The organism is Mesorhizobium sp. B2-7-1 (assembly GCF_006440735.1).
Lineage (GTDB): Bacteria > Pseudomonadota > Alphaproteobacteria > Rhizobiales > Rhizobiaceae > Mesorhizobium.
On sequence record NZ_VFUA01000040.1, the window covers coordinates 37,912 to 49,637 of the forward strand.

The following is an 11,726-nucleotide window of genomic DNA, read 5'->3' on the forward strand; positions in this document are numbered from 1 at the left end:
GACTTATTTCTTCAGATCGGCCGAGGTCTTCATGCACTTTGCCGGCGGCTGGAGCGCGTTGACGGCGTCCCATTTGATGGTGCGGGTCGTGCCGTCATAATCATAGTATTTCTTCCAGTCGTCGCCAGTCATCGGCGCGGTCGGACTGACGATGTGCTCCGGCACCTGCTCGTTGTTGAACAGCTTGACCGCCGCGTCGATGGTCGTGAAGCCTTCCTTTTCCGGGAACATGGCGGCCTCGATGCGGTAGGACGGTTCGTTCTGCATGGCGTTGATGAAGGCGAGCCCTTCGCCGCCGGTGCCGACCGTCAGCAGGCCGTCCTGCGACTTGCCGGCCGCCTTCCAGGCCTGCAGACCGCCCAGCGAGGACGAGTCGTTGATGCCGTAGATGATGTTGATGTCGGAATTCTTGGCGAGTGCGGCCGAAGACACTTCGAGCGCGCGGTCCGGATTGCCGCCGCCATCGAGATCGTGGACCATGACCGCGTCTGGGACGATGGTCTTCAGCCCGTCCATGAAGCCTTGCGAACGCAGCACCGTCGCCGACAGCAACGGCAGGCCGACATTCATCACCTTGGCGACGCCGCCGAGCTTTTCCTTGGCATATTTGCCGGCCTCGACGCCGGAGAAATAGCCGGTGTCGTAGTCGCAGATGGCGACCATCGTGGTCATGCCCTTGACCGGGTTACCCTCGAGCACCACCGGGATGTTGGCGGCCTTGGCCTGACGCAGCAGCGGCACCACGCCTTCCTCGTTCACCGGGGTGATGATCAGCACGTCGACGCCCTTGGCGATGAAATCTTCGGCCGCGGCGACCTGCTTGGCTATGTCGAGATTGGCGTCCTGCACCTCGACCTCGATCCCCAATTCCTTGCCGTGCGCCTTCATGCCTTTGATGACGTTCTGGTACCACTCATGCGTGGCGTAGTTGGTGACGTAACCGATGTGCTTGGGCATGTTCTCGGCGCGCGCCGTCGCCGCGCCAATGGCCAGCATGGCCGCGGATGCGAGCAGGATTGATTTGGACCAGTTCATTTTTCTCTCCCAGGGTTTTCGTTTGTCTCAGTCGCTGAACGGGTAATCCCGCCGTTCCGGGTCGGCACGTGAAGAGCTGCTGGCGTCGCCCCAGCCGAGCGCGGCCGATATCTTCTCGGCGGCGGTCCGGGTTCGCTCGAAGACGGTTTCACGGTCGAAACGCGCCGCCTTCTGCGGCAGCAGCGGCACCGTGAGCGCGGCGATGACGGCGCCGGTGTGATCGCGCACCGGCATGGAGATGTTGGTGCAGGCCTCGACGGCCAACGACGCGCGCATCTCGTAGCCGAGTTTCGCCACTTCGTTCAGCCGCGCCTCGATTTCCTCGCGCGTTCCCTGGCCTTCGCCAGCGGCGACGATGCGCTCGACGATGCGGTCGCGCTCGGCCCGGTTCGAATGGGCGAGCAGCACCGCGCCGGAACTGGTTTCGAGGATCGGGAAATGCGAGCCGAGCGCAACCGAATAGCGCATCGGCAGCGGCGAATCGATCTGCAGCACCACCAGCGCGTTTTGTCCCTCGCGCACCACAAGATGGCAGCTCTGATCGGCATTGGCGGTCAATTCGCGCATCACCGGCAGCGCGCATTCGACGAGCCTGTTCACCGGCGGATGCATATGCGCCAGTTCGAACAGCCTCAGCGACAGCCGGAAGCGGTCAGATTGCGTGCGGAAGATGTAGCCCCGCTTCTCCAGGAGAAGCAGGATGCGGTAGATTTCGTGGATGGACCTGCCAAGGCCGGTCGCAATCTCGGTCTGGGTCATCGCATCGGCGCTGGAAGCCATGAACTCCAGCAAGTCGAGCGCCTTCTCCACCGCCGGCACGCGATATCCGTTGCGGCCGCTTTCGCTTTCTTCGAGCGTTTCGGCAATACCGGCAGCCATCACGCAACGCTCCGTTCCGGTTGCCTGGCTTCGCGGTAGAGGCGGTTCACGTGGTCGGCGAGCTCAGCGGCCGAGATGTCGCCGGCGATGGCCGCGGCCGCGCGCGGCGCGCATTCGCGGAAGAAAGCGATGAAACCCGGATGCGTCGGACGCAGGTAGGACGAGCTGATCGTGCGCAGCGTCGAGGAGAAGAAATCGCCGGAAAGGCGATTGACCTCGGCATCCTTCCAGGCCGCCAGCGATCCCGGCTGCCCGCCCGACTTGACATAGTCGCCGCGCTGATAGTCGGGCGAGCAAAGGAACAGCGCATAGTTGATCGCCGCCTGCTTGTGCTTCGACTGGGCGCTGACGCCGATGCCGGCGCCGCCGAGCAGGGCGCCGGCCGATCGCGCGGTCGGCACGTCGGCAAAGCGCAGATACGGCCTGTCGGTCTTCGCGGCGTAGTTCACATAGCCGAAGGCGAACGGCACATAGACGACGTCGTCATGCGCGATCATGTGGTCGTAGCAGCGGATCGGATTCCAACCGGACGAGTTCGGATGCGACAGCGCGGCAAGCTCGCGCAATTGGCCGACGGCCTGCTCGACCATGTCCGTCGCGATGAACTGCTCGCCGTCCTCCTGCGGGTCGCCAAGCGTCAGAAGCAGGCACATAGCGTCAGTCGGCACGAAAGGCAGGCCGAGCCATTTCCCGTCCTTGCGCGCCAGCCGGCCGAGCGCGACCACCTCTTCATGCGTACGGGGCACCGGTGCGTAGCGCTCCAGCAGGTCCGGACGATAGGAGGCGACGTGGCAGGCGGCATCGATCGGCAATGCCCATTGGCGTCCGTTCTTCTCGTAGGACCGCCAGGACGGACCGACCGAATCCCGTTCGAAGAAACGGATCTGCTCAACCGACAGATAAGCGTCGAACGGCACCATCAACTCGTCCTGCGCGATGTCGCCGATGAAGGGATGGTCGAACACCACCAGATCGTAGGCCGAGAGCACCGGGCCGAGCGCGCCTTCCCCGAATTCGTAGAGGCTGCGGCGGTCCCACTCGATTTCCAGGTCGGGATTGGCGGCGCGATACGGCGCCACACTGGCATCCAGCGGACCCCAGCAACGTCGATGATCCCACGCAAGACCGCGCAGTCTTGTCATATCCGGCAATTCCTCCCTGGAACCGGGCATGTGCCCGACCCGCAGACCAGTAGCAGGTATTTTTACCTGAGCAAATAGTTTTTACATACGCAAACGACAACCTTCTTCCCGGCGACCGCCTCAAGCCAGCCCGAACCGCTCGACGGCGCGCATGATGCCGCGCAGTTCGGCGAGGCCCTTGAGGCGGCCGATCAGCGAATAGCCGGGATTGATCCTGGTCTTGCCGATGTCGTCAGCGAGCAGATGCCCGTGATCGGGCCGCATCGGGATGCGCCAGTCGGCGCGGCCTTCCTTGCGACGGCGCGCCTCCTCCTGCATCAGCGCGAGGATGACATGCGCCATGTCGGTGCCGCCTTCGAGATGTTCGGCCTCGTGGAAGGAGCCGTCATCCTCGATGGTGACGTTGCGCAGATGGACGAAATGGATTCGCTCCGCAAATGCCTTGACCATGGCGACGATGTCGTTGTCGGCGCGCGTGCCGTAGGAGCCGGTGCAGAACGTCAGCCCGTTGGCCGGGCTGTCGACGGCGTGGAGGATGAAGCGCGCATCCTCGGCGGTCGAGACGATACGCGGCAGGCCGTAGAGCGAGAATGGCGGATCGTCGGGATGGATGCACATGCGCACCCCCTCCTCCTCGGCCACCGGAATGATCTCGCGCAGGAACCAGGCCAGGTTCTCGCGCAATTCCTTCGGCCCGATCGAATCGTAGTCGGCCAAGGCGTCGCGAAAGCTGTCGCGGTTGTAGGCACGCTCGGTGGCGGGCAGGCCGGCGATGAGATTGCGCTCGATCCTGTCGATCTTCTCGTCGCCGAGCTCCTTCAGCCGCGATTCCGCCTCGGCGATGCGGGCGGGCGTGTAGCCGTCCCGCGCATTCCGGCGCTTCAGCACGAACAGGTCGTAGGCCGCGAAATCGATCGCGTCGAAGCGCAGCGCATAACCCGTCGTCGGCAGGCGGCAAGCCAGATCCGTGCGGGTCCAGTCGACCACCGGCATGAAATTGTAGCAGATGGTCGCGATGCCGACCTTCGCCAGGGCGCGGATCGTATCCTTGTAGAAGCCGACATAGCGGAGCCGCTCCGGCGAACCGATCTTGATCGAGTTGTGGACCGGAATGCTCTCGACCACCGACCAGGTCAGCCCCGCCGCCTCGATGATCCGCTTGCGCTCGAGGATGTTCTCCAGCGGCCAGGCGCGCCCGTCATAGATGTCGTGCAGGGCCGAGACCACGCCTGTCGCGCCCGCCTGCTTGACATGATCGAGTGTCACCGGGTCGTCCGGGCCATACCAGCGCCAGCACTGTTCCATTGCCGCTTCCCTCTATGAATGGCCGGAACTTATTGTTGGACCACAACGAGAGTCAAATTAAAAATTTCGAGTCTACAAGAGGTCCACTCGCGCCAAAATCTCAGGGAATTCGACCAAGCAGCCGCCGAAACCAGTTGTTTTCCTCAGACTCTGCGATATGTTGGTCCAACAATTCAGGAGGATCGGCGTTGGAAGACACTCAGGCCGCGCGTGACAACGCCGTCGCCCGCCGCGCTGGCGGCAGGTCCGCGGTCGACACCGCGGCCGGACGGATTCTTGAGCTTATTCGCGCGCGACAACTCAATGTCGGCGATGTGCTGCCGACCGAACGCGAGCTCAGCGAGATCACCGGCGCCAGCCGCAACACCGTGCGCGAGGCGCTGCGCACCATCCGCACCTATGGGCTGATCGAGCCCAAGCCGCGTGTCGGCGCGGTGCTGGCCGACGGGCAGAGCATCGCCATCCAGAATTTCTTCGCCGCGCATATGGATGTCTCGCGCTCGTCCTTCGCCGACATCCAGGGTTTCAGGCGCATCATCGAGGTCGGCATCGGCGACCATATCGTGCTCAACGCCACGAGCGAGCAGATCGAGGCGCTCGATGAGATCAACGCCAGGATCGTCGACAGCCGCTCGATCGAGGAAGCCGCCGAGAACGACTTCAATTTCCACATGGCGCTGATCGGGCTGGCGGACAACCGCATGCTCACCGACATGTATTCGTTCCTGTCGCCCGTGATCCTGCGGATCATGACCATCGGCAAGGAAATGCGACCGGTGCTGGCCGACACCCGCGCCGCGCATGGCGAGATCATCGCCGCGCTCCGCGCGCGCGACAGGCTGGCCTACGCCTATCTGATGAGCCGCCATCTCGATTTCGCCCTGCGCTTCCTGCCGGAAGAGCCGGCTTCCGACAGCGACTGAAGGAGTTCCCGCAATGAAGGATTTTGAAGGCAAGGTCGCGCTGGTGACTGGGACGACCGGGATTGGTCTCGCAACCGCCAGGCGCCTTGCCGCCGGCGGCGCCGCGATCGTCGCCTGTGGCATCGATCGCGCTGCCAATACGGCGATGAGGGCGGAACTGGAAAGCTCCGGGGCCGGCGCGTTGGTCGTGGACATCGACGTCTCCGTAGAAGACCAGGTCCGCGACGCCGTCGCTGCCGGCGTGGCGCGCTTCGGCGGCCTCGACGTGATCGTCAATTCGGCGGCGGTCCATCCCTACGGAACCGCGACGACGACCGACTGGGAAACCTGGAACAAGGCGATGACGGTCAATGTCGGCTCGATCTATCTGACCGCCCATTTCGGCATCCCGGAAATGATCAAGCGCGGCGGCGGCGCGATCATCAATGTCGCCTCGGTGCAGGGTTTCGCCTGCCAGCAGAACGTCGCTGCCTATGCCACCACCAAGGGCGCCATCCATACGCTGACGCGTTCGCTGGCGCTCGACTACGCGGCCGCGGGCATACGGGTCAATTCGGTCAGCCCGGGCTCGATCCGTACGCCGATCCTGGAGAAGGCCGCGCGCGGCGACAATGGCAGCGATGCCGACGTCGAGGACGCCTACAGGCGCTTCGGCGCGGCGCATCCGCTCGGCCGCATCGGCGAGCCGGAGGAAGTGGCCGAGCTCATCGCTTTCCTGTGCTCGTCGAAAGCCGGCTTCTGCACCGGCGCGGACTACAAGATCGATGGCGGCCTGACCGCCGGCATCGGCGTGAGGTGACCATGAAGATCGGTCTTGGTCTTTACCGGGAATCGCTGACTCCCGACAATTTCCGCTTCGCCCGCCAGGCAGGCGCCACCCATATCGTCGCCCACCTCACCAATTATTTTCGCGGCCGCGATCCTTCGCTGTCGGCAGGCAGCGAGGCGGAAGGCTGGGGCGATTGCTCCACCGACGAGCTGTGGAACTACGAGGACTTTGCCGGCCTGGTGAAGACCGTGCGCGACAACGGGCTGGAAATCGCCGCGATCGAGAATTTCTCGCCGCGCTTCTGGTCCGATGTCTTGCTCGATGGCCCCGACAGGGCGAAGCAGATCGAAGGGCTGAAGAGGCTTATCCGGGATGCCGGCCGCGCCGGCATCCCGTGCATCGGCTACAATTTTTCCATCGCCGGCGTCTGGGGCTGGTCGCGCGGGCCCTTCGCGCGCGGCGAGGCGATGTCGGTCGGGCTCGACCTTGCGGCCATCGACCCCGACTTGCGCCTGCCCGACGGCGTGGTCTGGAACATGCGCTATCGCGCCGGCCGGCCGGGCGCCGAACCGGTGAGAGTGAGCAGCGATGAACTCTGGCAGCGGCTCGGCGCCTTCCTGCGGGACGTCGTTCCGGTGGCCGAGGAGGCCGGCGTGGTGCTCGCCGCGCATCCGGACGATCCGCCGGCCGAGGCGCTGCGCGGCGCGGCGCGGCTGGTCAACCGGCCGGAGAAATACGACCGGCTGATGGACATAGTCGATTCGCCGGCCAACGGGCTCGAGCTCTGCCTCGGCTCGCTGCAGGAGATGCCGGACACCGACGAGATTTACGGGCATGTCCGGCGCTTCGCCCGACGCAAGCGCATCGGCTATATCCATTTCCGCAACGTGCGCGGCAAGGTGCCGAACTACCACGAAACCTTCGTCGACGACGGCGACATCGACATGGCCGAAATCGTCCGCATCCTGCGCGATGAAAACTATGAGGGCGTCATCATCCCCGACCATACGCCGGAAATGTCCTGCGATGCGCCCTGGCACGCGGGGAAGGCCTTCGCGCTCGGCTATATGCGCGCGCTGGTGCAGAACGCCGCGGCGCTGGGACCCTCGCGCTCACAGCACTCCAGCAACATACGGATGCAAGCCTGATGACCAGATCGACACGTCTCTATGCCGACGACGCCGAAATGTACCGACTGTTCGAGGAGGAGCTCTTCGTCGCGGTCGTCGGCGACGTGATGGACACGCTGGGGCTGCAGCATCAATTCCTGCCGCCGGTGTTCAAGCCCGTCGACGAGAAGACGCGCCTGCTCGGCAGGGCCATGCCGGTGCTCGAGACCGACATCTTTCCGTCCAGCGGACCGACGCACAACCCACTGATGGTGAAGCCATTCGGGCTGATGTTCGAAGCGCTCGACGACCTGAAGCCCGGCGAGATCTACGTCGCCAGCGGCGCCTCGCCCCGTTACGCGCTGTGGGGCGAGTTGATGTCGACGCGTGCGAAGATCCTTGGCGCGCATGGCGCGCTGGTCGACGGCTTCGCCCGCGACACGGACGGCATCAAGGCGCTGGGATTTCCCTGCTTCTGCACTGGTTATTACGCGCAGGATCAGGGCGTGCGCGGCAAGGTCGTCGACTATCGCTGCGCGCTCGAAATCGGCGGCGTCCGCATAGAGCCGGGAACGCTGCTGTTCGGCGACAAGGAAGGCGTTCTCGTTATCCCGCGGGAAGCGGAGGAAGAGGTGGTGCGCCTGGCCCTTGAAAAAGTCCGAGGAGAAAAGCTCGTCGCCAAGGCAATCCGCGAAGGGATGAGCGCGGTGGATGCCTACAAGACCTTCGGCATCATGTGAAAGGCCGCGGCTGGTCGTAACCAAACGGTCAGTCGGGCTTGCGCGACAGCACCAGATACATGGCTGCAAGCATCAGCAACAGGGCCAGCCAGAACGAGGCGGCCGGTCGTTCGGCGAAGACGGCCATACTCCAGAGAATGCCGGCGGCCACGGCCAGATAGTTGAAGATCGAAAAGCGCGTCGGTCCCATCCGAGCGACCAGCTCGAAGAACAGGACGAAGAAGACGGCGTTGATCGCCGTGGCGAGAACGAGCGGCATCGCGGTCCTGCCGGTCCACTCGGAAGGCAATGCCGCGCTGCCGAGCGCAAGCATGACGAGGCCGGCGACGACGGCCGCTCCCAGCAATGTTCCGGCCGCCATCATTGTAGAAGACGCACCTTCGGGGCGCAGCCATTTGGCACAATTGTTGGCGGCGGCGAACATGACCGGAGCAATGAGCGCCACCAGGAACCAGACGATGCCATCCGAGCCGACAACGCCCACATCGGGCAACGCGAGGACGGCCACGCCTGCCACTCCGAGCAGCATGCCGGCGAGAGTGCGCCAATCGAAGCGATCAAGGCCCGCCAGCGCACCAATGGCAAGGGTGAATATGGGAGAAAGGCAGAGCACCAAAGTCAGCACCGAGGCGTCGACATGCGGAGCGGCCGAGACCAGGATGCCGATCGGCAGGCCAACCACCAGACCGCCTAAAATCAGGTACGTGCGCACCTGTCCGGCGGTAACGGCGAACCGACCGCCGGCTGCTACTGCCAACACGGCCAGGATCACGCCTGCCGCAAGCGATTGGGCGAAGGCGAAGCCCACAGGCGGCCATTGCGTTTCGGCGGCCAGCCGGTTGACCGGAAAGATGCCGCCATAGATCGCCGCTGCCAGCAGCAGAAGAACAGCGTCCATCGGCAGCAGGCGGTCGCTCGCCACGGGTCGGTCGTCATGCATGGCACCCCGCCGGGCAGGCGCTCCCTCTCCAACCACCGGCCCGGAATTCGAGGTCTCTTGCAGACCTGTTCCGCGCCTGGAGCAATTCCATGAAAAGTGTGAGCGGTTGGGCTCGGCAGCTTCGCCGTAGCCTTCCGTCCGGAATTGCGTAAAAACAAAGGGATAGAGCGTTTCACCGTTTCCGTGAAACGGTGAAACGCTCTATCGGAGTCAAACCGTTCTGAGGGCGGCTGTACGAGCTTCGTCGACCCGGAGCAGACCGGGCTCGTCGGCATCGACCAGAACCACCTTGTAGACCGTCTCGGCATCCTCGCGGCTCAGCCAGCCGCGATTGACGGTCGCCGCGACCCGCTTCGGATCGCGCTTCAGCGGATCGCCGTAACCGCCGCCGCCACAGGCGGTGAACTCGATACGGGCGCCATCCTCGATCGTCTCCTCGCTGAAGGCCGGCAGCACGATCTTCTCGCCGGCACGGAGCTTGATCGTCTCGCTTTCCTTGCCGTCGCCGCCACCCAGCACGCCGCGCGGCGGGAAGCTGGTGCCGTCGGCCGCGTAGACGATCGTCATGTCATGATCGAGCGGATAGAAGACGCCGCCGGTCGCCGGCGCGCCCTCGAACTCGCCGAAACCCTGCGACCCGGGCAGCACGCCGCGGCGCTCGATGACGATCGGATACATCGACTCGTCGACCTCGACCGAGTCGAGCTGGATCAGACCGGCATTGGCCGGGCCGCAATAGGTCAGCCAGCCGTCGAAGCCATGGCGGGCGCCGCCGCCGGCATAGCCGACGAAGACCTGGTTCACGTAGGACTTGCCGTGCTTGAACGGATCCTCGCCGGAAATGACGCCGACGCCGGCCGGCAGGTGCGAACCGCTCTCGGCCTGGCCGTAAGGGGCGCCCATGCGCGAGAAGACGCAGTTGCCGGCAATCATCAGGCGGTCGTTGACGTTGGTGGTGGCGACCGAGGTGCCGACCGGATATTTCGGCTTGCCGACGACGCTTCCCTCGCGCAGCAGCACCTTGATCTGCGACTTCGCGCCCTCATTGTGCGGGATGCTCTCGTCGAGATTGTTGAAGACGCCGATACGGCAGGAGCCGGTTGCGGTGTTCTCCGACAGGTTGAGGCCGCCCGGCACATTGTCGATGTTGTCGCGCACGTCGACGACGATCTCGCCCTTCTCCGGATAGACATTGATCGTCACCTTGACCGGAATGCCTTCATCGGCGACGCCGGGCACCGGGTCATGGCGCGTTTCGTAGCTGTAGCTGCCGGCCGGCAGCTTGGCGATCGCCGCCTTGGCGCAGCGCGCGCCGTAGTCGAACCAGTCCTCGACGAAGCCGAGGATGGTGTCGCGGCCGTAGCGCGCGAACAACTCGCCGATGCGGCGCTCGCCGGTGCGGCAGGCGCCGATCTGCGCGCGCACGTCGCCGAGCCACATGTCCGGCACGCGGTTGCGCATCGTGCCGATGCGCAAGATGTCCTTCTTCTCCTCGTAGTTCTGCGCCACGCGTACGCAGGGGAAATGCATCCCCTCCTCGAAGATGTTCTTGGCGAAGGGCAGATAGGTCGACGGCACCGGCGCGCCGGTGTCGGCGTGGTGGGACAGCGCCACGACCCAGAACAGCGGCTCGCCCTCGAAGAACACCGGCATCGCCATGATCAGGTCGGCGTGATGGGTGCCGCCGGTATAGGGGCAGTTATTGAGGAAGATGTCGCCTTGCGTGATGTCGTCGAAGAGATCAGTCAACGGGCGCGTCGCCATGTCCATAGACATGACGTGGATCGGCAGCGCGTCCTCGACAGAGACCAGCCGATGATCATAGGTCAGGATGGCGCAGGAGAAGTCGCGCGCGTTCTTGATCACCGCCGAGCGGCTGGCGCGCATGACGACCAGCGTCATCTCGCGCACGATCGCCTCGAAGCGGCTTTTCAGCACCGACATCAGGAAGGGGTCGACACGGCGGTCGGCGACGTCGAGCTCGAGCCTGTTGATGGAGTCCATAGGATCGTTCCCTTGTATGGATTTGACTAGGCGATGTTGACGACGAGATTGCCGTAGCGGTCGATCTGGCCCTGGTGCTGGTCCTTGAGATAGGCGGTGAAGGTCTCGGCCTCGACGAGGCAGGGACCGGCGACTTGCGCACCCGCGCGCAACCGCGCAAGTTCGTAGACCGGCACCGTTTCGACACGCCCGCTCTCCTGCTGGTAGATGCCGCGCTGGGCCTTCAGGTCGATGGCGCCGACCTGGTCGGCCAGCGTGTTCTTCTGCCAGATGTCCTGGCCCGAGCGCTTGCCGATGGCGCGCAGCTTCCAGGCCGTGAACTCGACCACGTCATTGTCGGCGCGGATCGAATAGATGCGCTCATGCATCTTGTGGAAGGCTTCGACCAGACCCGGCAGATCGCTCTCATCGACCACGCCGTCCTTGGCCTCGAACGGCACCTCGATCTCGAAGGACTGGTATTCGTAGCGGCCGAGGAAGGAGAACTCGAACTGACGATTCTCCGGCGCGACGCCGGCTTCGGCGAGGAAGTTGTTGCCGGCCTGCTTGAGCCGCTTCAGCGCATCGTTGACACCGGCGACGTTGAAGTCGGCATCGGAGGTGAGCAGCACCGCGCTCTCTTCGGAGCGGATGTCGGAGATCAGGCCGCCGAAGGCGCTGAGGCCGGCCATGAAACGCGGCACCATATAGCGCTTCAAGCCGAGGATGTCGGCCATCTCGGCGATGTGGATGGCGGTGGCGCCGCCGCCGCAGACGAAGAAGGAGTCGCGCGGATTGATGCCCTCGCGCACGGTGATCTCCTCGATCGCCGGCGCGATCGGCCTCGCCAACGGCGTGCTCATCGCCGGCATCGGCATCAACCCGCTGGTGACGACGCTCG

General features: G+C 64.5%; 11 protein-coding genes. 4 read left to right on the forward strand and 7 right to left on the reverse strand.

What is annotated here, in order from left to right; genetic code table 11:
- Window positions 1–3: 3 nt before the first annotated feature.
- From FJ471_RS16750 to uxuA, 4 genes are all read right to left on the reverse strand, one after another.
- Complete coding sequence (locus tag FJ471_RS16750; protein ID WP_140804885.1) at window positions 4–1,035, reverse strand: sugar ABC transporter substrate-binding protein; 1,032 nt, start codon at window positions 1,033–1,035, stop codon at window positions 4–6.
- Window positions 1,036–1,062: 27 nt separating this feature from the next.
- Entirely contained in the window at window positions 1,063–1,914 is an 852-nt protein-coding gene (locus tag FJ471_RS16755) for an IclR family transcriptional regulator (RefSeq protein ID WP_140804887.1), read from the reverse strand.
- Window positions 1,914–3,056 carry an extracellular solute-binding protein gene (locus FJ471_RS16760; protein ID WP_140804889.1) on the reverse strand — a complete coding sequence of 381 codons (1,143 nt, stop codon included), beginning with the start codon at window positions 3,054–3,056 and terminating at the stop codon, window positions 1,914–1,916. The genes FJ471_RS16755 and FJ471_RS16760 overlap by 1 nt, the downstream gene beginning before the upstream one ends.
- A gap of 120 nt (window positions 3,057–3,176) precedes the next feature.
- Window positions 3,177–4,361, reverse strand: coding sequence for a mannonate dehydratase (uxuA, locus tag FJ471_RS16765; RefSeq protein WP_140804891.1), 1,185 nt, complete (start codon window positions 4,359–4,361; stop codon window positions 3,177–3,179).
- 188 nt (window positions 4,362–4,549) lie between these two features.
- On the opposite strand from uxuA, the gene FJ471_RS16770 reads away from it, so the two are divergent.
- From FJ471_RS16770 to FJ471_RS16785, 4 genes are read left to right on the forward strand one after another with little or no spacing between them, the layout of a single operon-like run.
- A complete protein-coding gene (locus FJ471_RS16770; RefSeq protein WP_140804893.1) occupies window positions 4,550–5,284 on the forward strand; it encodes an FCD domain-containing protein in 735 nt (244 codons plus the stop codon).
- Window positions 5,285–5,297: 13 nt separating this feature from the next.
- Window positions 5,298–6,083 (forward strand): SDR family oxidoreductase, encoded by a 786-nt coding sequence (locus FJ471_RS16775; protein WP_140804895.1) that lies wholly within the window; start codon window positions 5,298–5,300, stop codon window positions 6,081–6,083.
- Window positions 6,084–6,085: 2 nt separating this feature from the next.
- On the forward strand, window positions 6,086–7,201 hold the full coding sequence (locus FJ471_RS16780) for a mannonate dehydratase (protein WP_140804897.1): 1,116 nt from the start codon (window positions 6,086–6,088) through the stop codon (window positions 7,199–7,201).
- Complete coding sequence (locus FJ471_RS16785) at window positions 7,201–7,902, forward strand: RraA family protein (RefSeq protein WP_140804899.1); 702 nt, start codon at window positions 7,201–7,203, stop codon at window positions 7,900–7,902. The genes FJ471_RS16780 and FJ471_RS16785 overlap by 1 nt, the downstream gene beginning before the upstream one ends.
- 28 nt (window positions 7,903–7,930) lie before the next feature.
- On the opposite strand, the gene FJ471_RS16790 is transcribed toward FJ471_RS16785, so the two are convergent.
- The 3 genes from FJ471_RS16790 to FJ471_RS16800 form a co-directional block, all read right to left on the reverse strand.
- Window positions 7,931–8,824 carry a DMT family transporter gene (locus FJ471_RS16790; RefSeq protein WP_181179467.1) on the reverse strand — a complete coding sequence of 298 codons (894 nt, stop codon included), beginning with the start codon at window positions 8,822–8,824 and terminating at the stop codon, window positions 7,931–7,933.
- Between the two features lie 228 nt (window positions 8,825–9,052).
- Window positions 9,053–10,846 carry a hydantoinase B/oxoprolinase family protein gene (locus tag FJ471_RS16795; RefSeq protein ID WP_140804903.1) on the reverse strand — a complete coding sequence of 598 codons (1,794 nt, stop codon included), beginning with the start codon at window positions 10,844–10,846 and terminating at the stop codon, window positions 9,053–9,055.
- Window positions 10,847–10,872: 26 nt separating this feature from the next.
- Window positions 10,873–11,703, reverse strand: a complete 831-nt coding sequence (locus tag FJ471_RS16800; protein ID WP_348643346.1) for a hydantoinase/oxoprolinase family protein — start codon at window positions 11,701–11,703, stop codon at window positions 10,873–10,875.
- Window positions 11,704–11,726 lie beyond the last annotated feature (23 nt).

Excerpts from the sequence above, each read along its gene's own strand:
- FJ471_RS16785 (WP_140804899.1), top strand. The coding sequence starts at position 7,201 with ATGACCAGATCGACACGTCTCTATGCCGACGACGCCGAAATGTACCGA.
- FJ471_RS16800 (WP_348643346.1), bottom strand. The coding sequence starts at position 11,703 with ATGCCGATGCCGGCGATGAGCACGCCGTTGGCGAGGCCGATCGCGCCG.
- uxuA (WP_140804891.1), bottom strand. The coding sequence starts at position 4,361 with ATGGAACAGTGCTGGCGCTGGTATGGCCCGGACGACCCGGTGACACTC.
- FJ471_RS16750 (WP_140804885.1), bottom strand. The coding sequence starts at position 1,035 with ATGAACTGGTCCAAATCAATCCTGCTCGCATCCGCGGCCATGCTGGCC.
- FJ471_RS16755 (WP_140804887.1), bottom strand. The coding sequence starts at position 1,914 with ATGGCTGCCGGTATTGCCGAAACGCTCGAAGAAAGCGAAAGCGGCCGC.
- FJ471_RS16780 (WP_140804897.1), top strand. The coding sequence starts at position 6,086 with ATGAAGATCGGTCTTGGTCTTTACCGGGAATCGCTGACTCCCGACAAT.
- FJ471_RS16760 (WP_140804889.1), bottom strand. The coding sequence starts at position 3,056 with ATGACAAGACTGCGCGGTCTTGCGTGGGATCATCGACGTTGCTGGGGT.
- FJ471_RS16795 (WP_140804903.1), bottom strand. The coding sequence starts at position 10,846 with ATGGACTCCATCAACAGGCTCGAGCTCGACGTCGCCGACCGCCGTGTC.
- FJ471_RS16775 (WP_140804895.1), top strand. The coding sequence starts at position 5,298 with ATGAAGGATTTTGAAGGCAAGGTCGCGCTGGTGACTGGGACGACCGGG.